Genomic DNA, 22,590 nt, shown 5'->3' with positions numbered 1-22,590 from the left:
ATAAAGCAAACGATAACTATTATCAATTTAATTGTTAATAAATATATCCGTTCTTCATACTGTGGAGACAAAAAAGCCCGCTCGAATGAGCGGGCTGAAGAGAGGACGTGCGGTTATTATTTAAATCGTTCCGGGAAATCCATTTCACCGTAGCGAACGAAGCGGGTTCCTTTCGTCAGCTTGTAGCCAAACCAGATGATCAGGAACAGCGGAATACCAATGTAGGTGGCCGTCACCGCGCCCCAGTCAATGGAATCCGCAAGGAAGGCTTCATAGTTCTGTCCCAGGGTAATAATCAGGCACAGAATGAAGGCAAAAATCGGCCCCAGCGGGAAGAATCCTGAGCGGTACGGCAGGTTGTTCAGGTCATGACCCTGCATCACGTAGCCGCGACGGAAGCGGTAGTGGCTGATGGCAATCCCCAGCCAGGCGATAAAGCCCGTCATGCCGGAGGTATTCAGCAGCCACAGGTACACCGTCTGGTTGCCGAACATGGAGGTCAGGAAGCACAGACCCGCAATCACCGTGGTCGCATACAGCGCGTTGCGCGGGACGCCCCCACGCGACAGTTTGGCAAAGATACGCGGCGCTTTACCGTCGCAGGCCAGGGTGTAGAGCATACGGGTGGACGCATACATACCGGAGTTACCCGCCGACAGCACCGCCGTCAGGATCACCGCGTTCATCACCGCTGCAGCCGAGAGCAGGCCCGCGTGCTGGAAGACCAGCGTGAACGGGCTGACGCTGATGTCTTTCACATCGTTGCGCAGCAGGCTCGGATCGGTATACGGAATGATCAGGCTGATAATCAGGATGGCGAACACATAGAACAGCAGGATACGCCAGAACACCTGACGCACCGCGCGCGGAATGTTCTTCTCCGGGTTTTCAGACTCACCGGCGGCGATACCGATAAGCTCGGTGCCCTGGAAGGAGAAGCCAACGATCATTGCCACGCCAATCATCGCCGAGAAGCCCCCGGCAAACGGCGCATCGCCTATCGTCCAGTTACTCCATCCGGCAGGTTCGGCCCCTTTGAAAATACCCACGATCATCGCCACGCCGACAACGATAAAGATGATGACGGTAGCCACTTTAATTAAAGAGAACCAGTATTCAGCTTCGCCGAAGCCGCGCACGGAGATGTAGTTCAGCAGGAAGATGACGGCAAGGAACAGTGCGCTCCAGATCCAGCCCGGCGTATCCGGGAACCACCAGTTCATCACCAGCTGCGCAGCGACCAGGTCAACGGCGATGGTCACCGCCCAGTTGTACCAGTAGTTCCAGCCCAGCGCGAAGCCGAAGCCTTCTTCAACGTATTTTTGGCCGTAGGTGGAAAACGAGCCGGACACCGGCATGTACGCCGCCAGTTCGCCCAGACTGGTCATCAGGAAGTACACCATCAGGCCAATCAGCATATAAGAGAAAAGTGCCCCGCCCGGGCCTGCTGCCGAAATCGTTGCGCCAGAGGCAACGAAAAGACCTGTACCGATTGAACCGCCGATAGCGATCATCGTCAGGTGACGCGCCTTAAGTTCGCGACGTAGCGCGGGCGCTTCTGTGGTTTTAGTTTCTGAAACCATGTGAAAATGCTGTCCATTTAATAAATGAGGCGCGATTGTAGCAGACGATCTGCGTTCCTTCCGGCAGAAATCCCCAGTTATAAGAGAGCTTCATGACTCGGCCAGGATTATAAGTAAAGCAGAAATAGGGTCGTTCCCCTCACCCTGACCCTCTCCCCAAAGGGGAGAGGGGACTTAAAACACCCTCTCCCCTTTGGGGAGAGGGCTGGGGTGAGGGGCGCTTTCACATTTCGCAGTAGCGCAGAAAACGCTGCAGAGAGCTGGAAAGATGCTTCTGGCGGTGATGGATGCACCACAGCGTGCGCACCAGCTTCGGCAGCGGGACGGGGATTTCTACCAGCGAGCCGGTTTCCAGCTGTTCAGCAATCACGCGTCGGGAAAGACAGCTGATGCCCAGCCCGTGACGCACCGCATGCTTGATGGCTTCTGAGTTTCCCAGCTCCATGCCCAGCTGGAACTTCGGCAGGTGCGAGAGCAGTAAATAATCAACAATCTCGCGCGTGCCGGAACCCTGCTCGCGCAGGATCCACTGCGCCTGCGCCAGCCGCTCCAGCGTCACCTCGCCCTGGAGTAAAGAGGAGGCCGGGGATGCAAAGACCACCAGCTCATCCTCCAGCCAGGGCTCGGCGATAATATCCACGTTGTGGCATGGCCCTTCGATCAGCCCGATGTCCACGCGGAAATCGATCACCGCATTGATGACGTCCTGGCTATTGCCGACGCTCATTTCCAGCGGCAGGGTCGGGAAATCCCGGCGGTAGCGGGCAATCACTTCCGGCAGGATATAGTTGCCGATGGTGCTGCTGGCAAAGACGCGGATCGCACCGTTGTCTTCGCGGAACAGCTGTTCTATCTCGATGGCCTGCTCCAGCAGCGCCAGCGCGCGCGGGTACAGGAGACGACCGTGCTCGTTGACCACCAGCCGCTTCCCTACCCTGTCGAACAGCTGCACGCCCAGCTGGCCTTCAAGATCGGTCAACGCGGCGCTAACCGCCGACTGGGAGAGAGACAGCATCTGCGACGCCTGGGTTGTCGAGCCGCTTTTCAGCACTTCAGCAAAGACTTCCAGCTGGCGCAATGTAATGTGCATGAGGAGTTACCACTTATATAGATTAATTATAAATATATAATCAATTTTATTTTTAAGCCAGCACGCCGTAACCTTTTAGCCAGACAAAGGAGAAGGTTATGTCCGAAATTACCTTACAGCATCATCGTACAGTGTGGCACTTCGTGCCGGGTCTTGCCCTCAGCGCCGTGGTTACCGGCGTGGCGTTATGGGGCGGCAGCATCCCCGCCGTCGCGGGAGCGGGTTTTAGCGCGTTAACGCTGGCCATATTGCTCGGCATGGTGGTCGGGAATACCGTTTACCCGCACATCTGGAAATCCTGCGACGGCGGCGTGATCTTCGCCAAGCAGCATCTGCTGCGCCTCGGGATCATCCTTTATGGCTTCCGCCTCACCTTTTCGCAGATTGCGGACGTGGGCGTCAGCGGCATCGCCATCGACGTCCTGACCCTCACCAGCACCTTCCTGCTGGCCTGCTTTATCGGCCAGAAGATCTTTGGCCTGGACAAGCAAACCAGCTGGCTCATCGGCGCGGGGAGCAGCATTTGCGGTGCGGCGGCAGTGCTGGCTACGGAACCCGTCGTTAAAGCAGAGGCCAGCAAGGTGACCGTGGCGGTGGCGACGGTGGTGATCTTCGGTACGCTGGCGATCTTCCTCTATCCCGCCATGTATCCGCTGGTGGCGCACTGGTTTAGCCCTGAAACCTACGGCATCTATATCGGCTCTACCATGCACGAAGTTGCGCAGGTGGTGGCAGCGGGTCACGCCATCAACCCGGAAGCGGAAAACGCGGCGGTGATTGCGAAAATGCTGCGCGTCATGATGCTGGCCCCGTTCCTGATTTTCCTGGCCGCCCGCGTTAAGCAGCTGGCGCCGGCTGGCGGCAACGAGAAGAGCAAAATCACCATTCCGTGGTTTGCGATCCTGTTTATCGTGGTCGCGATTTTTAACTCCTTCCACCTGCTGCCGAAAGCCGCTGTGGATATGCTGGTGACGCTGGATACCGTGCTGCTGGCGATGGCGATGGCGGCGCTGGGGGTGACCACCCACGTCAGCGCCCTGAAAAAAGCCGGTGCGAAACCGCTGCTGATGGCGCTGGTGCTCTTCATCTGGCTGATTGTCGGCGGCGGCGCGATTAACCTCGCGGTGCACAGCCTGATGGCATAAACCATCTCGTCCTTCTCCTGCTAACCCGCTATCATATGCGTTTCGGGTTAGCAGGAGTTTTTTATGAAATATGTTGGAGCGCACGTTAGCGCTGCAGGTGGCCTTGCGAATGCCGCCATTCGCGCCGCCGAAATCGAGGCGACCGCTTTCGCCCTGTTCACCAAAAATCAGCGCCAGTGGCGCGCCGCGCCGCTCACCGCTGAAGTCATTGATGATTTCAAAGCCGCCTGTGAGAAATACCGCTACGGGCCAGGGCAGATCCTCCCCCACGACAGCTATCTGATTAACCTCGGCCATCCGGTTCAGGACGCGCTGGATAAATCCCGCGAGGCGTTTCTTGATGAAGTGCAGCGCTGCGAACAGCTGGGGCTGACGCTGCTGAACTTCCACCCGGGTAGCCATCTGATGCAAATAGATGAAGACGCCTGCCTGGCGCGCATTGCCGAGTCCATTAACATTACGCTGGATAAAACCAAAGGCGTCACCGCAGTGATCGAAAACACCGCCGGTCAGGGCAGCAACCTCGGCTTTAAGTTTGAGCATCTGGCGGCGATTATTGACGGCGTAGAGGATAAATCCCGCGTGGGGGTGTGCATTGACACCTGCCACGCGTTTGCGGCCGGGTATGACCTGCGCACCACCGAGGCGACGAAGCACACCTTCGATGAGTTTGAGCGCATTGTCGGCTTTCAGTACCTGCGCGGGATGCACCTGAACGATGCGAAAAGCGCGTTCGGCAGCCGCGTTGACCGCCACCACAGCCTGGGCGAAGGCAATATTGGCCACGATGCGTTCCGTTTTATCATGCAGGACACCCGCTTCGACGGCATTCCGATGGTGCTGGAAACCATTAATCCGGATATCTGGGCGGAAGAGATTGCCTGGCTGAAGGCTCAGCAAACCGCTGAACAGGCGGCATAAAAAAAGCCGGGTGCATAATGCAACCCGGCTTTTTTGTTGTTTATCGCTTACGCTGCTTTTGCCACGACTTCCGCTTCCGGACGCTTCAGCACCGCGTAAGACAGACCCGCCACCAGCGTACCGGCAACGATTGCCAGCAGATAGCCCAGCACCGGGGTGATAGCGCCTGGGATCAGCAGTACGAACAGACCGCCGTGCGGCGCCATCAGCTTCGCGCCCACCGCCATTGAAATAGCACCCGTTACCGCGCCACCGACGATACAGCACGGCAGAACGCGCATCGGGTCGCGGGCCGCAAACGGAATCGCACCTTCGGTGATGAAGCACAGGCCCAGCACCAGCGCCGCTTTGCCGCCTTCCTGCTGCGCTTTATCGAACTTGCGACGGGCAATAATCGTCGCCAGGCCGAGCGCCAGCGGTGGCACCATGCCTGCCGCCATGATCGCGGCCATCGGCGCGTAGGTCTGGGTACTCAGCAGGCCAACGCCAAACGCGTACGCCGCTTTGTTCACCGGACCACCCATGTCGGTACACATCATTCCGCCGAGGATCGCACCCAGCAGGACCGCGTTCGCCGTTCCCATGGTTTGCAGCCAGTGGGTCAGACCCGCCAGGATGCCCGCAACCGGCTTACCGATCAGGTAAATCATCGCCAGGCCGACCACCAGGCTGGAGATCAGCGGGATAATCAGAATCGGCTTCAGCGCTTCCATACTCTGCGGCAGCTTCAGCTTAGAGCTGATGAGCTTCGCAACGTAACCCGCGAGGAAGCCGGCAATGATACCGCCGATAAAGCCGGAACCGGTGCTTACCGCCAGCATACCGCCGATCAGACCCGGCGTCAGGCCAGGACGGTCAGCAATGGAGAAAGCGATAAAGCCCGCCAGCACCGGCACCATCAGCGCGAACGCTGAGCCGCCGCCGATCTGCATCAGCGCAGCAGCCAGCGTGCCTTCTTCTTTAAATGCGGTGATACCGAACGCAAAGGAGAGCGCGATACACAGGCCGCCCGCCACCACCATCGGCAGCATGTAGGAGACGCCGGTCAGCAGATGACGATATGCCCCCGCAGACTCCTTTTTCCCTTCGGTAGCGGTTTTCGCGGCACCGGTCGCCTGATACGGTTTCGCTTCAGCCAGCGCCTTATCAAACTCCTGCGCGGTCTTTTTCAGCGCCAGTCCGGTAGAGGTGCGGTACATCGGCTTGCCGGCAAACTTCGCCAGATCCACTTCGATGTCCGCGGCAACGATCACCAGATCGGCCTCCGCCACTTCTTCAGGAGTTATGGCATTGCCCGCGCCAACGGAGCCGCGCGTTTCAACTTTTACCCACCAGCCGCGTTTTTTCGCTTCGGTTTCAATGGCTTCAGCCGCCATAAAGGTATGTGCGACGCCCGTAGGACAGGCGGTAATCGCAACGATGCGTTTCGGACCAGCCGCCGCAGCCGGAGCCGCCGCGACAGGTGCGCTGTAGGCCGTCGCGTGGCCTTTCGCTTCGCTCAGAAACAGTTCAGGATGTGCCACGGCGCGATTAATATCGCCCAGCCACACTTTTTTGCCGTTCAGCGCGCTGTCGGCCGGGATTTTATCGCCCAGGACAATCGCCAGTTCGGCATCGCCCGGATTATCGATAATCTCCAGGTGTGCTTTTTGTGCCGCCGCGCCCAGCAGGGTCTTCGCCATATAGGCGCGAGCCTGTCCGAGACCGGAGTCAATGATCAGCAGCGTTTTCATTATTCCTCTCCTGCTGTTAGTTAAAAGGTTTTAAGTCAACGCGCGCCATCATCGCGGCCAACTGGGTACGATCGGTAATACCGACATTGCTCTGGCTCACGGCCAGGGCAGCAACGGCGGTGGCAAGACGTAACGTATGTTCACTGGATTCACGCATCAGCAGGCCATAAATCAGGCCGCCAACCATGGAATCCCCGGCGCCAACGGTGCTGACAACTTCCATTGACGGCGGTTTGGCGATCCATTCGCCAGACGCGTTAACCCACAACGCCCCTTCTGCGCCAAGAGAAATCACCACGTGAGCGATACCCTGCTCGCGAAGCGCATGGGCAGCTTCAATGACATCTTTTAATTCTGGCAGCTTACGGCCCGCCCAGATCTCCAGCTCACGGCGATTTGGCTTCACCAGCCACGGCGCGGCTTTCAGGCCGGCGACCAGCGCATCGCGGCTGCTGTCAAAGATGATGCACGGACACTGGCTGCGCAGGCGCGTCATCCAGTCGGTGAAGGCTTCCGGGCTCACGCCGGACGGCAGGCTGCCGCTGACGCACACCATATCGAACTGGCCCAGCCAGGTCAGGGAATCGTTAACGAAACGCTCCCAGTCGGACGGGGTGACTTCAAAGCCGGAGAAGTTCAGATCGGTCACTTCGCCGTCTTTCTCGGTCAGCTTAACGTTGATGCGGGTACGGCCCTGCACCACCTGGAAGCGGTTAGCAATCCCTAGCTCGCTGAACAGCTGCTGGAATCCGTCCTGGTTATCTTTACCGAGGAAGCCGCCAACGGTGACGTCAATACCGAGGTCTTTCAGCACCTTCGCGACGTTAATCCCTTTACCTGCCGCATGCAGGCCGGTGGTGCGCACGAGGTTTACTTCGCCGCGTTCGATTTCCGGGCAAAAACCCACCAGATCGTAAGCCGGGTTCAGCGTAATGGTTGCAACACGTCTGCTCATTATGCGCCCTCCCCCAGGCCCGCCGCGATGGCATCGCCAATGGCTTTCAGCGCCTGTTCAGCATCGGCACCCTGCGCGGTGAAGCGCAGACGGTGGCCCTTCTTCACGCCGAGCGCGACGACTTTCATCAGGCTGCGGCCGTTGGCCGGCTTGCCAGATCCATCCAGGTTGGTCACGGTGATCTCGCTTTCAAATTGTTTAATGGTGTTCACCAGCATGGTGCCAGGACGGGCATGCAGACCGTGTTCGTTACGCACCACGTACTCGGCGCTCAGCACATCGTCGGTCAAGGCATCATCGCTGGTCAGCAGCGCCAGCACGGTTGCGGCATCGGCGTTCAGCAGCTTTTCAGCTTTGTTGTTCAGCAGGAGATCGCTCAGACGCTTCAGCACGGCAACCGGCTGGTCGTCGACCATCGCAACGGTCACCAGCATCGCGGCGCTAACGCCGTCTACGTCGAATGCGCTTGCCGCGCGGCTCACCGCAACGGCGCTGCGCAGGTTGCCTTCAGCGCTGTCGTTCAGCCAAATGCCCTGACCCAGGTTCAGGGGCATATCATTAATGACGCGCGTGACGAAGGTCGCATCTGCTGCACCGGCTTCTTTAAGACGGCCCGCGTTAAGCGCCTGCAGCGTCACCAGATCGGAAGCGACAACGTCCAGCGTCAGGGTTTCATTATCCAGCTTCAGCGCTTCGCTCTGCTTTTCGCCCATCAGCAAGGCGCGCAGTTCTTCAGCGGTGGTCGCAGATTTCAGCTGCTCAGCTACGGAGTCATCGCTCAGCACGTGCGTCAGCTGGCGCAGTAGACCTAAGTGCTCGTCGCTGCTGGCGGCAATACCGATAGCGACATAAGCCACCTGACCATCACCCCAGAGCACGCCCTGCGGAAACTGATAAACCTGAACGCCGGTTTTCAGCACCTGGTCGCGGGTATCGGTCGTGCCGTGCGGAATGGCGATACCGTTGCCGAGGAAGGTTGAGGTCTGCTGCTCGCGCGCCAGCATGCCGTTGACGTAGCCATCTGCCACGTTGCCGGCCTGCACAAGGGCAGCTGCAACCTGGCGAATAGCCTCTTCTTTGTCCCCGGCCTGAGCACCCGGGTGGATATCCTGTACAGATAACTGGAACATGGTTCTCCTCTCCTGCTGAACTTGAATCGTTTCAGCCTTAATGAGAAAAAATGCGCTAACCTGCTCCGTCAGTTAAAACAAGAAAGCGCTGAAACGTTTCAAGAAGTCTTGTCCTTTCTGCAAGGCGTTGCAAGAAAAGTTACATTTCTCATTTCAGAATTTTGAGATACAGCACATTTCTTCATCGTTCAGCTGAAACCTGCTGACGTTCAGCAAACCATTTTCAGCTAAGATCAGCCATAAGCTGAAACTGAAATGCCATTTTGATTTTTTGTAGCGAAATTGACCGCACCACCTGTTTATTTTCTGACAAGCGGCGTACACTCCGCCTCTCTCTGTTACTCGCTAATCAATGACCATGCATAACACCCCCGCTGCCGCCTCTCCAAAGCCTTTTGATCTGACGTCAACGGCGTTTTTGATTGTTGCCTTCCTCACCGGGATCGCCGGTGCGTTACAAACGCCAACGCTGAGTTTATTTCTGACCAACGAAGTCCACGCGCGCCCGGCGATGGTTGGCTTCTTCTTTACCGGAAGCGCCATCATCGGCATCCTGGTGAGCCAGTTTCTGGCGGGACGCTCCGACAGAAAGGGGGACCGCAAAAGCCTGATCGTGTTTTGCTGTCTGCTGGGCGTATTCGCCTGCGTGCTGTTTGCCTGGAATCGCAACTACTTTGTTCTGCTGTTTGTTGGCGTGTTCCTGAGCAGCTTTGGTTCGACCGCTAACCCGCAGATGTTCGCCCTTGCCCGTGAACATGCCGACCGCACCGGGCGTGAAGCGGTTATGTTTAGCTCGATTCTTCGTGCTCAGGTGTCGCTGGCGTGGGTGATAGGCCCGCCGCTCGCCTACGCGCTGGCGATGGGGTTTGGCTTTACGGTGATGTACCTGAGCGCGGCCATCGCCTTTGTGGTGTGCGGCGCAATGGTGTGGTTCTTTTTGCCGTCGATGCGCAAAGAGCCGAAGCTGGCGACGGGCACGCTGGAAGCGCCGCGTCGTAACCGCCGTGATGCGCTGCTGCTCTTTATTATCTGTACGCTGATGTGGGGCACCAACAGCCTTTATATCATTAATATGCCGCTGTTTATTATTGACGAGCTGCACCTGCCGGAGAAGCTGGCGGGCATCATGATGGGCACCGCAGCGGGTCTGGAAATACCGACCATGCTGATTGCGGGCTATTACGCGAAGCGCTTTGGGAAACGTTTTTTGATGCGCATCGCGGCGGTCGCCGGTCTGCTGTTTTATGTCGGTATGCTGACGGTTCACACGCCGGGCTTACTGCTGGCCTTACAGCTGCTGAACGCCATCTATATCGGCATCCTGGCAGGTATCGGTATGCTCTATTTTCAGGATCTGATGCCGGGTCAGGCAGGGGCAGCCACCACCCTTTATACTAATACTACGCGCGTGGGCTGGATCATCGCAGGCTCCATGGCGGGCGTGGTTGCAGAGATCTGGAACTATCACACGGTGTTCTGGATTGCGCTGGTGATGTGCGCCCTGACGATCGGCTGCCTGACGCGCATCAAGGACGTTTAGGGCGCGGTGAGCGCTTCCAGCTCAAGAAGATATGTTATTGCCTGCGCCCGCGTGCTGCCGCACATGTCTGCAGAAGGCTGAAGCCCGGCGCACACCTTCGGGCGCAGCGGCGAACCAAAGATCATGCACAGATTGGTTGCAGAGAGCTGAACGCAGCGGGTGTTGGCAGGCTTGCCCTCCGGCATTCCTGGAATGGGGCTTGAAATGGACGGTGCGGTACAGCACGCGCCACAGTCTGGACGACAATCCATACATGCTCTCTGTTGGTGATAAACACCCGCGCAGTCGGGCATTGCGCGCACAGTAACACCTTTTATGTATTGATAGCAAAAGCCACGAATTCCTCTTGCCTGAAAGGCCGCGCGCGAGTAATTTGGCGCGATATTTTTTACCTCCCGTAGACAGGATTACTGCAATGCCAAGAGCGAACGAAATTAAGAAAGGTATGGTACTGAATTACAACGGCAAGCTGCTGATTGTGAAAGATATCGATATTCAGGCCCCGAGCGCCCGTGGTGCAGCAACGCTGTACAAGATGCGTTTCGCCGATGTCCGTACCGGCCTGAAGGTTGAAGAACGCTTCAAGGGTGACGATATCGTTGATACCGTCACCCTGACCCGTCGCTATGTTGATTTCTCTTACATCGACGGCAACGAATACGTGTTCATGGATAAAGAAGATTACACCCCGTATATCTTCACCAAAGATCAGATTGAAGAAGAGCTGCTGTTCATTCCTGAAGGCGGTATGCCGGACATGCAGGTTCTGACCTGGGACGGCGTGCTGCTGGCGCTGGAACTGCCGCAGACCGTCGATCTGGAAATCGTGGACACGGCGCCGGGCATCAAGGGTGCGTCTGCGAGTGCGCGCAACAAACCCGCTACCCTGACCACCGGTCTGGTTGTGCAGGTGCCTGAATACCTGTCAGCCGGAGAGAAAATCCGCATCCATATCGAAGAAAAACGCTATATGGGTCGCGCTGACTGATTGCGGCATTTGTCGGGTGGCGGCTTCGCCTTACCCGACCTACAAAAACACAAAAACCGGCTCTCAGGCCGGTTTTTTATTGTAGGCCCGGTAAGCGCAGCACCGGGCAACAGAGCTTACAGAAGCTCCGGATACTTCAGCATCTTCAGCGTCAGCTCAACGCCGCGCACTTCAGCCATCCCTTTCAGGCGGCCAATCGCCGAATAGCCAGGGTTAGTTTTCTTGCGAAGATCGTCGAGCATCTGGTGCCCGTGATCCGGACGGAACGGGATAGGACGCACGTCGCCCGCCTGCTTACGACGCACCTCTTCCGCCAGAATGGCATCCACCACCGCAACCATGTTCACATCGCCGCCCAGGTGCGCCGCCTCGTGGAAGGTTTTCGGGTTATCTTCGCGGCAGGTCGCACGCAGGTGCGTAAAGTGAATGCGATCGCCAAAGGTTTCAATCATCCGCACCAGGTCGTTATCCGCGCGTACCCCGTATGAGCCCGTGCACATCGTGAAGCCGTTATAGATGCTATCCACCGTCTCTTTCAGCCACTGCATATCTTCAATAGTAGAAACAATACGCGGCAGGCCGAGGATTGGACGCGGAGGATCGTCCGGATGCACGGCCAGCCGCACGCCCGCTTCTTCCGCAACCGGCACGATAGCGCGCAGGAAGTGAGCCATGTTTTCACGCAGCTGGTTTTTATCGATATCTCCGTATTCCGCCAGACGCGCGCGGAACTGGTCCAGGGTGTAGCCTTCTTCTGCGCCCGGCAGCCCGGCGATGATATTGCGGGTCAGCTTTTCGACATCCGCTTCACTTGCCGCGTGGAACCACGCGAGCGCCTGCTCCTGCTCTTCTGCGGTATAATCCGCTTCAGCACCCGGGCGCTTCAGAATGTGCAGCTCAAAGGCTGCAAAGGCAATCTGATCGAAACGCAGCGCTTTGGAGCCATCCGCCATCTGGTACTCAAGATCGGTTCGCGTCCAGTCCAGAATAGGCATAAAGTTATAGCAAACGGTATCAATGCCGCAGGCCGCCAGGTTCCGAATGCTCTGCTGATAGTTGGCAATCCAGGTCTGGCAGTCGCCTGAATGGGTTTTAATGTCTTCGTGAACGGGAATGCTCTCCACGACAGACCAGGTTAACCCTTTTTCCGCCAGTACCGCCTGACGCTTTTGAATTTCGTCTATTGGCCACACCTGACCATTAGGAATGTGATGCAGTGCCGTTACGACGCCCGTTGCGCCAGCCTGACGCACATCATCAAGAGAAACCGGATCGTTCGGCCCGTACCAACGCCAGGTTTGTTCCATTGCCCCACCCTCTCAAGTTGTTATACCAATATGTGTTAATGCAATGACGACTACCATACATGTTTAACCGTAAGGGTCAACTCACCGCCACGCATTGATTGATCAAACTCACAGAACAGCGATATTTACGGCTTACCAATTCAATTTGTTGTCATATAACTTTACACTGCCATTGTTAATTAATGGTTAATCAGGTGTGTATTTAATGAAGACAATTGCCTCTATAACGCTTCCTGCGCACGTTCAGCAGCCTCGCTATGACCGCAGCCAGCTGCGCTCCCGCATCGTCCACTTCGGCTTCGGGGCTTTTCACCGCGCGCACCAGGCGTTGTTAACGGACCGGGTGTTGAATGCAAACGGAGGCGACTGGGGTATTTGTGAGATTAGCCTCTTCAGCGGCGACGTGCTGATGAGCCAGCTGCGCGCGCAGGATCATCTGTTTACCGTGCTGGAAAAAGGCGCGGAGGGTAATCATCCCATTATTGTCGGTGCCGTACGTGAATGCCTGAATGCAAAACTCGACTCGCTTGCCGCCATCATTGAGAAATTTTGCGAACCGCAGGTGGCGATTGTCTCACTCACCATTACCGAAAAAGGCTATTGCATCGACCCTGCGACCGGCAGGCTGGACATGCAAAACGCGCGCATTATTCACGACCTGGAACATCCGTCCGAGCCGCACTCCGCGCCGGGGATCCTGGTTGAAGCACTCCACCGCCGTCGCGAGCGCGGCCTGCCGGCCTTCACCGTGCTCTCCTGCGACAATATTCCCGACAACGGCCACGTGGTGAAAAACGCCGTGCTCGGCATGGCGCAGAAACGCTCTGCCGCGCTGGCGGAGTGGATTAAAGAGCAGGTGAGTTTCCCGGGAACGATGGTTGACAGAATTGTGCCTGCGGCAACGGACGCCTCGCTTGCAGAAATCACGCAGGAGCTTGGCGTTGAAGATCCGTGCGCCATCAGCTGCGAACCCTTCATTCAGTGGGTCGTGGAGGACAACTTCGTTGCCGGGCGCCCGGAATGGGAAGTCGCTGGCGTGCAAATGGTGAAGGACGTCCTGCCCTGGGAACAGATGAAGCTGCGAATGCTCAACGGCAGCCACTCCTTCCTCGCTTACCTGGGTTACCTTGCTGGCTACGCGCATATTAATGAATGCATGGAGGACGCCTGTTTCCGCGACGCCGCGCGACGCTTGATGCTTAACGAACAGGCTCCCACCCTGCGCATTACCGATGTGGATCTCACGGCCTATGCCGACAGCCTGATTGAGCGTTTTGCCAACCCGGCGCTGCAGCACCGCACCTGGCAAATTGCGATGGACGGCAGCCAGAAGCTGCCCCAGCGAATGCTGGACGGCATTCGCGTGCATCTTGAGCGGCAAAGCCCGTGGCCCCTGCTGGCGCTGGGCGTCGCGGGCTGGATACGCTACGTAAGCGGTACGGACGATCGCGGTAACGACATTGATGTTCGCGACCCGCTTAGCGGTAAGATCCGCGCTATCGTTGACGCCAGCGGTGACGCCGATCGCGTTAACGCCCTGCTGGAGCTGAGTGAAGTGTTTGGTCAGGATCTTGTGCAAAACGGCCGCTTTGTGGAGGCGGTGAATCAGGCATACCAGCGTATCGTCCGTCACGGCGCGCGTCAGGCTGTTATTGAAACGTTAAATATTTAGCGATTATTGCGGTTAAGGCGAACGGAAAAGGTCTTCGTTCGCCCCTCCTCTTCTCAATACGCTCTTTTTTCGTCAGGATGATGGATAATTGTTACAGCATCACAATTATCTCCCGGAGCGCATGTGACCAAAACCAACCTCATCACCGGTTTTCTCGGCAGCGGTAAAACCACCTCAATTCTGCACCTGCTGGCAAATAAAAACCCGGCGGAAAAATGGGCCGTGCTGGTCAATGAATTCGGCGAGGTGGGTATCGATGGCGCGCTGTTGTCCGACAGCGGCGCGATGATTAAGGAGATCCCGGGCGGCTGCATGTGCTGCGTGAATGGCCTGCCCATGCAGGTTGGCCTGAATACGCTGCTGCGCCAGGGGAAGCCAGACCGCCTGCTGATTGAGCCTACCGGCCTTGGACACCCGAAACAAATACTCGATTTATTGACCGCGCCGGTTTACGAACCGTGGATCGACCTGTGCGCCACGCTGTGTGTTGTCGATCCGCGCCAGCTGCTGGATGAAAAGGCCGTGGCTAACGAGAACTTCCGCGACCAGCTCGCCTCGGCAGACATCATCGTGGCAAATAAAGCCGACCGCGCCACGGCTGAAAGCCGTGCGGCACTGGAGGCCTGGTGGCAGCACTTCGGTGGCGATCGTCAGCGTATTGAAGCCACGCAGGGGAATATTGACGTTGCCCTGCTCGATCTCCCTCGTCGCAATTTGGCCGAACTTCCTGCAAGCGCGGAACATTCGCATAGCCATCCGGCGAAACAAGGTCTGGCCGCGCTGAGCCTGCCGGAACACCAGCGCTGGCGTCGCAATTTGAACAGCGGTCAGGGATATCAGGCCTGCGGATGGATTTTTGACGCTGATACCGTTTTCGACACGATCGGCATTCTTGAGTGGGCCAGACTCGCCCCGGTCGATCGCGTGAAAGGGATCATGCGCACTCCGGACGGACTGGTGCGGATTAATCGTCAGGGAAGCGATTTCTTTATCGAAACGCAAAACGTTGCCCCGCCGGACAGCAGAATAGAGTTAATTAGTGCGGTTAACGCCGACTGGAACGCACTGCAGTCCAGCCTGTTGAAGCTTCGTTTAAGTTCGGGCGGCTAACGTTGCCCCTGATTTAATTGTATGCTGAATGTTATGAAAACTCGATTTCCCTTGATATTGCTACTGAATGCCGCCGGCCTGGCGCTGTTTTTCTCCTGGTATCTCCCGGCGAATCACGGCTTCTGGTTTCCGCTGGATTCCACCCTCTTTCATTTCTTCAACCAGGAGCTGGTGAAGAGTGAAGCCTTCCTGTGGCTGGTTGCTATCACCAACAACCGCGCGTTTGACGGCTTTTCACTGCTGGCTATGGGCTGCCTGATGCTCTCTTTCTGGCTGAAGGAAGACAAAACCGGGCGTCGTCGCATTATGATTATCGGCCTGGTGATGCTGCTTGCCGCAGTGGTGATTAACCAGCTGGCGCAGCATCTGATGCCGGTAAAACGTGCCAGCCCGTCGCTCTATTTCCCGAATATTCACCGCGTGAGTGAACTGCTGCATATTCCAACCAAAGATGCCTCTAAAGACAGTTTCCCGGGCGACCACGGAATGATGTTGCTTATATTCTCCGCGTTCATGCTGCGCTATTTCGGCAAAAAAGCCTTTGCCGTCGCCCTGCTGATTGTGGTGGTATTCGCGTTTCCGCGCGTCATGATTGGCGCCCACTGGCTGACGGATATTGTTGTCGGCTCGCTCACAGCGGTGCTGATTGGTGCGCCCTGGGTTCTGATGACCCCGCTCAGCGATCGGTTAATTGCCCTTTTCGATCGCTATTTACCCGGCAAAACGCAACAAATTAGAAACAAATAAACAACCTGAATTAACACAATCCATCAGAGATCGTTTTCGATCTCTGATGGATTTTCATTCATTTTCCCCTCTCCCTGTCATCCTCTTGTCATACTATTCACGATATAAATGAATGCATTGCGCGATTTGCACTCAGATCTGCTGCTATTTCAGGCAATCCCGCAAATTCACTTTCTGTATCACAATTTCTTATAAAAAAATGGTTATTTTTACTCGCAATGACCTACGCAATCGGTTAATCTCGAACTCGTTTTGCCCCACTGAGAGAGTTATTTTCGTGGTGAATAAATTTGTGCGCTGCGCCACAAATCTGACCAGAAAGAATTGTCTCATTGTGAACAGATAATTAGTCTCGTCACGGTTGGCATTTTTATAACGATATTTATCGTTAAGGACTTCAAGGGAAAATACATAAAATGGTCAAATCTCAACCGATTTTGAGATATATCTTGCGGGGGATCCCGGCGATAGCAGTTGCGGTTCTGCTTTCGGCATGTAGTACATCGAACACCGCTAAGAATATGCATCCTGAGACGCGTGTTGTGGGAATAGAAGATTCCTCGTCACTGCAAGCCTCTCAGGATGAATTTGAAAATATGGTACGTAATCTGGACGTGAAGTCCCGCATTATGGACCAGTATGCTGACTGGAAAGGCGTGCGCTATCGCCTGGGCGGCAGCACGAAAAAAGGTATTGATTGTTCCGGTTTCGTACAGCGTACCTTCCGCGAGCAATTTGGGTTAGACCTTCCGCGTTCAACCTATGAACAGCAGGTCATGGGCAAGTCGATTTCACGTACCAAACTGCGCACAGGTGATTTAGTCCTGTTCAAAGCGGGTTCTACAGGTCGACATGTTGGCATCTATATTGGTAACGACCAGTTTGTACATGCCTCCACCAGCAGCGGTGTGACCATTTCCAGCATGAATGAACCGTACTGGAAGAAGCGCTACAACGAAGCGCGTCGCGTACTGACCCGCAGTTGATATCATGTTCGTATCGTTGGTTATCCCTTGGCTGGCGATACGATAAAAAAAGCACTGCTTCGGCGGTGTTTTTTTTTGCCCGTTACACTGTAAATATTAAGCGGCAATTCAGGAACCACGACGTCTATGTTCACCCGCTACTTCTCCAGCAATCGCAAGATCCTGCTCATCAGCATTCTTTCAGGACTTTTTGTCGCCCTGCTCCTGGGCTCGCTACAGTTTTTTTGGAGTTACCACAAGCGAGAAGTCAGGTACGACACCCTGATAAAAGACGTGAACATCTACATGCAGAGCTATTTCGACGAGCTGAAAACCTCTATCGATATCCTCCAGCCGCTGACCCTCAGCAATTGTCATGACGTCAACGCCGAACTGACCTCGCGCGCCGCCTTCAGCCTCAACGTGCGCGCCTTCCTGCTGGTCAGGGACAAAATGGCCTTTTGCTCATCCGCCACCGGCCCGATGAATGCCCCGATTGAGGAGCTTATTCCCGAGCTTCACATTAACAAGCCGATCGACATGGTGCTGCTGCCCGGTACGCCAATGCTGCCCAACAAGCCGGCCATCGCCATCTGGTACCGTAATCCGCTGGTAAAGGAGGGGGGCGTCTTTACCTCGGTAAATCTCAACCTGACCCCCTATCTGCTCTACACCGCGCGCCAGGACGATTTTGCGGGCATTGCCATCATCATTGGCGACCATGCGCTATCGACCATGTCGAGCAACCTGATCGGCGCGAACGACCTGCATGAAGTGCCCGCTCGCACGGCCACGCTGAAAGATGTCCCGCTGACCATTAACCTCTATGCCGATGCGTGGACAAGCGATGAAATACTCTACGCCCTGTTCTTCGGCCTGGTGTGCGGTATTGCCGCCGGTTCGCTCAATTTTTATATCCTCACCATTCGTCAAAATCCGGGCAAAGAAATTTTAAGCGCGATCAAGCGAGGTCAGTTTTACGTGGTGTATCAGCCCGTTGTCGATGCCACCACGCTCAGGATGACCGGACTTGAAGTGCTGATGCGCTGGAAACACCCTACGATGGGTGAAATTCCCCCCGATGCTTTTATCAATTTTGCCGAAGCGCAAAAGCTGATTGTCCCGTTAACGCTGCATCTTTTTGACCTCATAATTGCCGATGCACCGGTGCTTGAAGGCGTGTTACCGCCGGGAGCCAAAATGGGCATCAATATTGCCCCGGGGCACCTGCATTCAGAAAGTTTTAAAGACGATATGCGCACCTTCAAGTCTCTGTTACCGCCCGATCATTTCCAGATCGTGCTGGAAATCACCGAGCGCGATATGCTTAACCATCACGAAGCCAATAACCTGTTCGAATGGCTGCATAACGAAGGCTTTGAGATAGCGATTGATGATTTTGGCACCGGACATAGCGCGCTGATTTACCTGGAGCGCTTCACGATGGACTACCTCAAAATCGACCGGGGGTTTGTCAACGCGATTGGTACAGAAACCGTCACCTCGCCGGTGCTCGACGCGGTACTGACCCTGGCGAGACGACTCAACATGCTGACCGTGGCGGAAGGCGTAGAAACGCCCGAGCAGGCGGCCTGGCTGCGCGAGCATGGCGTCAATTTCCTGCAGGGCTACTGGATTAGCCGCCCGATGCCGCTTGAGCAGTTCAGGATCTGGAAGCCTGATTTGCCGCCCGCAGGTGAATAATTTCACAATGCTTGCGACGTCACTTATTATTCAGCTTAATTGAGAACGAGGGAGACGCCGCAAGATGCTTATGCGCTTCATAGTGTTGCTGTTGGCATTAACCAGTCTGTCCAGCCAGGCGCAAACCATCAAAGAAAGCACCGCGTTCGCCGTGATTGGCGAACCCAAGTACGAGGTCAACTTTACGCACTTCGACTACGTCAATCCTGCCGCTCCCAAAGGCGGACAGGTGACGCTTTCCGCCACCGGCACCTTCGACAACTTCAACCGCTACGCCCTGCGCGGCGTAGCGGCGGCACGGACTGAATCTCTTTACGACACCCTTTTTGTCACCTCAGATGATGAGCCCGGCAGCTACTATCCCCTGGTCGCCGATAACGTCCGTTATGCCGATAACTTTGCCTGGGCTGAGGTTTCGATTAACCCGCTGGCGCGTTTTCATGATGGCACCCCGGTGAAAGCCAGCGACGTGGCCTTCACGTTCCATAAGTTTATGACGGAAGGCGTCCCCCAGTTCCGTCTGGTGTATAAAGGCGCAACGGTAAAAGCCATTGCCCCGCTCACCGTACGCATCGAGCTGAGCAAGCCGAACAAAGAAGATATGCTGAGCCTGTTCTCGCTCCCCGTGATGCCGGAGTCGTTCTGGAAAAATCACAAGCTGAGCGACCCGCTCTCCATACCGCCGCTGTCGGGCGGCCCGTACCGCATCACCGACTGGCGTATGGGGCAGTACGTCGTCTATTCCCGCGTTAAGGATTACTGGGCAGCCAACCTGCCGGTAAACCGTGGTCGCTGGAACTTCGACACCCTTCGCTATGATTACTACCTCGACGATAACGTCGCCTTTGAGGCGTTTAAAGCCGGCGCTTTCGATTTGCGGGTTGAGAGCAGCGCCAAAAACTGGGCGACGCGCTATATTGGCAAAAACTTCGCGAAGGGTTACATCGTCAAGGATGAACAGAAAAACGAATCGGCTCAGGACACGCGATGGCTGGCGTTTAACGTTCAGCGCCCGGTATTTTCCGATCGTAAAGTGCGCGAGGCGATCGCCCTGGCGTTTGATTTCGAATGGATGAATAAAGCGCTGTTTTACGGTGCCTACAGTCGGGCGAACAGCTATTTCCAGAATACGGAATACGCCGCCCGCCATTATCCGAACGCTGATGAACTGGTTCTGCTGGCGCCCTTTAAAGCAGAACTCCCGCCCGAGGTATTCACCAGCGTGTTTGCACCACCGAAATCTGACGGTAACGGCTTCGATCGCGCAAATCTTCTCAAAGCCAGCGCCCTTCTGGACGAGGCGGGCTGGGTGCTAAAAAATCAGAAACGGGTCAATGCTCAAACCGGCAAGCCGCTCAGTTTTGAACTGCTGGTCTCGTCGGGTGCCAATAATCAGTGGGTGCTGCCGTTTAAACAAAATCTTGACCGCCTGGGGATTACCATGAACATCCGCCAGGTGGATAACGCGCAAATCACCAACCGCATGCGCAGCCGCGACTACGATATGATGCAGCGCCTGTGGCAGGCACAGCCGTGGCCAAGTTCAGACCTGCAAATCTCCTGGGCATCCAGCTATATCGACTCTTCCTACAACGCGCCGGGCGTCAAGAGCCCGGTTATCGATGCGCTAATCGCAAAAATCGTGGCGGCGCAGGGCGATAAAGAGAAGCTTCTGCCGCTTGGCCGCGCGCTCGACAGGGTCTTAACCTGGAACTATTACATGCTGCCAATGTGGTATATGGGCGAAGATCGCGTTGCCCGCTGGGATAAGTTCTCACAGCCCGCCGTGCGCCCCGTCTATACGCTGGGCTTTGATACCTGGTGGTATGACGTGAATAAAGCTGCAAAACTGCCGGCCGAGCGGCGTTAAGGAATTACGATGGGTGCTTATCTGATCCGCCGCCTGCTGTTGGTTATCCCAACGCTGTGGGCCATCATTACGATTAACTTTTTTATCGTGCAAATCGCGCCCGGCGGGCCGGTCGATCAGGCCATTGCCGCGGTTGAATTTGGTAACAGCGGCGGTATGCCCGGCGGCGGGGGCGAGGGAATGGGCGCAAGCCATGCCAGAACCGGCGTGGGTAATATCAGCGAAAGCCACTATCGCGGAGGACGCGGGCTCGATCCCGAGGTGATCGCCGAGATCACGCAGCGTTACGGTTTCGATAAACCGCTTCACGAGCGTTATTTCAACATGCTCTGGAATTACGTCCGCTTTGATTTTGGCGATAGCCTGTTTCGCAGTGCGTCAGTGTTAACCTTAATCAAGCAAAGCCTGCCGGTGTCGGTGACGCTCGGTCTGTGGGGCACCCTGATAATCTATCTGGTCTCCATTCCGCTCGGCATCCGCAAGGCGATCGACAACGGCAGCCGGTTTGATATCTGGAGCAGCACCTTTATCATCATCGGCTATGCCATCCCGGCATTTCTGTTTGCCGTCCTGCTGATCGTCTTTTTTGCGGGCGGCAGTTATTTCGATATTTTCCCGCTGCGCGGGTTAGTGTCTGCCGATTTCAGCTCCCTGCCGTGGTATCAAAAAATCACCGATTACTTCTGGCATATCACGCTGCCGGTTCTTGCGACGGTGATCGGCGGTTTTGCCGCGCTGACCATGCTGACCAAAAACGCGTTCCTTGATGAAATCCGCAAACAGTACGTTGTCACCGCGCGCGCGAAAGGCGTGGGTGAAAAACAGATCATGTGGAAGCACGTTTTTCGCAACGCCATGCTGCTGGTGATTGCCGGATTTCCCGCCACGTTCATCAGCATGTTTTTTACCGGCTCGCTGCTGATCGAGGTGATGTTCTCGCTTAACGGTCTGGGCCTGCTGGGCTATGAAGCCACCGTGTCGCGCGATTATCCGGTGATGTTTGGCACGCTCTACATATTTACCCTGATTGGCCTGCTGCTGAATATCATCAGTGATATCAGCTATACGCTGGTCGATCCCCGCATCGACTTTGAGGGCCGCTGATGCCGCGTTTAAGCCCCGTCAATCAGGCCCGCTGGGCCCGTTTTCGCCACAATCGCCGCGGCTACTGGTCGCTGTGGATCTTTGCCGTTCTGTTTGTCCTGAGCATGTGCTCGGAGCTGATAGCCAACGATAAACCCCTGCTGGTGCATTTTAACGATCGCTGGTACGTACCCGTACTCGCCAACTACAGCGAAAGCGACTTTGGCGGCCCGTTTGCGACCCCTGCAGAGTATCAGGACCCGTGGCTGCGCAAGCAGATCGAGCAGCATGGGTGGGCGCTCTGGGCACCGGTGCGCTTTGGGGCGAACAGCATTAACTTCGCCACCATCAGCCCCTTCCCTTCTCCGCCCTCCGCGCAAAACTGGCTGGGAACGGACGCTAACGGTGGCGATGTGCTGGCGCGCATTCTTTACGGCACGCGCATTTCCATCCTCTTTGGGCTGATGCTGACGCTCTTCTCCAGCGTGATGGGCGTGGTGGCTGGCGCCGTTCAGGGCTACTACGGCGGAAGAATCGATCTCTGGGGCCAGCGCGTGATTGAGGTGTGGTCAGGGATGCCGACGCTGTTTCTGATCATCCTGCTTTCAAGCGTGGTGCAGCCAAGCTTCTGGTGGTTGCTGGGGATCACCGTTTTGTTTGGCTGGATGGCGCTGGTCGGGGTTGTGCGCGCAGAGTTTCTGCGCACGCGTAACTTCGATTATATCCGTGCGGCGCAGGCGCTGGGGGTCAGCGACCGGGGGATTATTTTCCGCCATATGCTCCCTAACGCCGTGGTGGCGACGCTCACCTTCCTGCCCTTCATCCTGTGCAGCTCCATCACCACCCTCACCTCGCTCGATTTTCTCGGGTTTGGGCTACCGCTCGGCTCACCGTCGCTCGGCGAGCTGTTGCTGCAGGGCAAGAACAACCTGCAGGCGCCGTGGTTAGGTATTACCGCGTTTCTCTCTGTGGCAGTGCTGCTTTCGCTGCTGATCTTTATTGGTGAAGCCGTGCGCGACGCCTTCGATCCCAATAAGGCGGTATAAA

General features: G+C 56.2%; 19 protein-coding genes. 12 read left to right on the top strand and 7 right to left on the bottom strand.

Annotation, left to right across the window (positions count from 1 at the left end; all coding sequences use genetic code 11):
* Window positions 1–116 precede the first annotated feature (116 nt).
* Together E0L20_RS16970 and yieE are read right to left on the bottom strand one after the other, a co-directional pair.
* Window positions 117–1,583, bottom strand: coding sequence for an amino acid permease (locus tag E0L20_RS16970; RefSeq protein WP_131634972.1), 1,467 nt, complete (start codon window positions 1,581–1,583; stop codon window positions 117–119).
* Window positions 1,584–1,806: 223 nt separating this feature from the next.
* Window positions 1,807–2,673 (bottom strand): DNA-binding transcriptional regulator YeiE, encoded by an 867-nt coding sequence (gene yieE, locus E0L20_RS16965; protein WP_131634971.1) that lies wholly within the window; start codon window positions 2,671–2,673, stop codon window positions 1,807–1,809.
* A gap of 98 nt (window positions 2,674–2,771) precedes the next feature.
* Here yieE and E0L20_RS16960 point away from each other — a divergent pair, with 98 nt between their 5' ends.
* Both E0L20_RS16960 and nfo read left to right on the top strand, forming a co-directional pair.
* Window positions 2,772–3,818: a YeiH family protein gene (locus E0L20_RS16960; protein ID WP_131634970.1), complete on the top strand. Its 1,047-nt coding sequence runs from the start codon at window positions 2,772–2,774 to the stop codon at window positions 3,816–3,818.
* A 63-nt stretch (window positions 3,819–3,881) separates the two neighbouring features.
* Window positions 3,882–4,739 carry a deoxyribonuclease IV gene (gene nfo / locus E0L20_RS16955; protein ID WP_131634969.1) on the top strand — a complete coding sequence of 286 codons (858 nt, stop codon included), beginning with the start codon at window positions 3,882–3,884 and terminating at the stop codon, window positions 4,737–4,739.
* Between the two features lie 47 nt (window positions 4,740–4,786).
* Here nfo and fruA read toward each other — a convergent pair whose 3' ends face one another.
* Genes fruA through fruB form a run of 3 tightly spaced genes read right to left on the bottom strand, consistent with a single transcriptional unit; the run spans window position 4,787 to window position 8,557 of the window.
* On the bottom strand, window positions 4,787–6,472 hold the full coding sequence (gene fruA / locus E0L20_RS16950) for a PTS fructose transporter subunit IIBC (RefSeq protein ID WP_131634968.1): 1,686 nt from the start codon (window positions 6,470–6,472) through the stop codon (window positions 4,787–4,789).
* Window positions 6,473–6,488: 16 nt separating this feature from the next.
* Window positions 6,489–7,427: a 1-phosphofructokinase gene (gene fruK, locus E0L20_RS16945; protein WP_131634967.1), complete on the bottom strand. Its 939-nt coding sequence runs from the start codon at window positions 7,425–7,427 to the stop codon at window positions 6,489–6,491.
* On the bottom strand, window positions 7,427–8,557 hold the full coding sequence (gene fruB, locus E0L20_RS16940; RefSeq protein WP_131634966.1) for a fused PTS fructose transporter subunit IIA/HPr protein: 1,131 nt from the start codon (window positions 8,555–8,557) through the stop codon (window positions 7,427–7,429). Before fruB ends, fruK begins: the two co-directional genes overlap by 1 nt.
* A gap of 358 nt (window positions 8,558–8,915) precedes the next feature.
* On the opposite strand from fruB, the gene setB reads away from it, so the two are divergent.
* Window positions 8,916–10,097, top strand: coding sequence for a sugar efflux transporter SetB (setB, locus tag E0L20_RS16935; RefSeq protein ID WP_131634965.1), 1,182 nt, complete (start codon window positions 8,916–8,918; stop codon window positions 10,095–10,097).
* On the opposite strand, the gene E0L20_RS16930 is transcribed toward setB, so the two are convergent.
* The gene (locus E0L20_RS16930; RefSeq protein ID WP_131634964.1) at window positions 10,094–10,348 is read right to left on the bottom strand and encodes a YkgJ family cysteine cluster protein; all 255 of its coding nucleotides are present in this window, start codon (window positions 10,346–10,348) and stop codon (window positions 10,094–10,096) included. The two genes, setB and E0L20_RS16930, sit on opposite strands and share 4 nt — an antisense overlap.
* Window positions 10,349–10,512: 164 nt before the next feature.
* On the opposite strand from E0L20_RS16930, the gene yeiP reads away from it, so the two are divergent.
* Window positions 10,513–11,085, top strand: coding sequence for an elongation factor P-like protein YeiP (gene yeiP, locus E0L20_RS16925; RefSeq protein WP_006176435.1), 573 nt, complete (start codon window positions 10,513–10,515; stop codon window positions 11,083–11,085).
* A 116-nt stretch (window positions 11,086–11,201) separates the two neighbouring features.
* Here yeiP and uxuA read toward each other — a convergent pair whose 3' ends face one another.
* Window positions 11,202–12,392 (bottom strand): mannonate dehydratase, encoded by a 1,191-nt coding sequence (gene uxuA, locus E0L20_RS16920; RefSeq protein WP_131634963.1) that lies wholly within the window; start codon window positions 12,390–12,392, stop codon window positions 11,202–11,204.
* Between the two features lie 205 nt (window positions 12,393–12,597).
* Here uxuA and E0L20_RS16915 point away from each other — a divergent pair, with 205 nt between their 5' ends.
* The 8 genes from E0L20_RS16915 (at window position 12,598) to E0L20_RS16880 (ending at window position 22,589) form a co-directional block, all read left to right on the top strand.
* Window positions 12,598–14,064, top strand: a complete 1,467-nt coding sequence (locus E0L20_RS16915; RefSeq protein ID WP_131634962.1) for a mannitol dehydrogenase family protein — start codon at window positions 12,598–12,600, stop codon at window positions 14,062–14,064.
* Between the two features lie 123 nt (window positions 14,065–14,187).
* Window positions 14,188–15,174, top strand: a complete 987-nt coding sequence (locus E0L20_RS16910) for a CobW family GTP-binding protein (RefSeq protein ID WP_131634961.1) — start codon at window positions 14,188–14,190, stop codon at window positions 15,172–15,174.
* Between the two features lie 33 nt (window positions 15,175–15,207).
* Entirely contained in the window at window positions 15,208–15,921 is a 714-nt protein-coding gene (locus E0L20_RS16905) for a phosphatase PAP2 family protein (protein WP_131634960.1), read from the top strand.
* Between the two features lie 416 nt (window positions 15,922–16,337).
* Window positions 16,338–16,907 (top strand): bifunctional murein DD-endopeptidase/murein LD-carboxypeptidase, encoded by a 570-nt coding sequence (mepS, locus tag E0L20_RS16900; protein WP_131634959.1) that lies wholly within the window; start codon window positions 16,338–16,340, stop codon window positions 16,905–16,907.
* Window positions 16,908–17,033: 126 nt separating this feature from the next.
* Window positions 17,034–18,590: a cyclic di-GMP phosphodiesterase gene (locus tag E0L20_RS16895; protein WP_131634958.1), complete on the top strand. Its 1,557-nt coding sequence runs from the start codon at window positions 17,034–17,036 to the stop codon at window positions 18,588–18,590.
* Window positions 18,591–18,654: 64 nt separating this feature from the next.
* Window positions 18,655–20,460 carry an extracellular solute-binding protein gene (locus tag E0L20_RS16890; protein ID WP_131634957.1) on the top strand — a complete coding sequence of 602 codons (1,806 nt, stop codon included), beginning with the start codon at window positions 18,655–18,657 and terminating at the stop codon, window positions 20,458–20,460.
* A gap of 9 nt (window positions 20,461–20,469) precedes the next feature.
* Entirely contained in the window at window positions 20,470–21,564 is a 1,095-nt protein-coding gene (locus E0L20_RS16885) for a microcin C ABC transporter permease YejB (protein ID WP_131634956.1), read from the top strand.
* Complete coding sequence (locus E0L20_RS16880) at window positions 21,564–22,589, top strand: ABC transporter permease (RefSeq protein WP_131634955.1); 1,026 nt, start codon at window positions 21,564–21,566, stop codon at window positions 22,587–22,589. Before E0L20_RS16885 ends, E0L20_RS16880 begins: the two co-directional genes overlap by 1 nt.
* Window position 22,590: the final 1 nt, after the last annotated feature.

The sequence above is a fragment of the Enterobacter wuhouensis genome (genome assembly GCF_004331265.1).
In the GTDB taxonomy this organism is placed as follows: domain Bacteria; phylum Pseudomonadota; class Gammaproteobacteria; order Enterobacterales; family Enterobacteriaceae; genus Enterobacter; species Enterobacter wuhouensis.
Note: the sequence above shows the minus strand (reverse complement) of the source record. Positions and strands in the feature narration are given on the sequence as shown.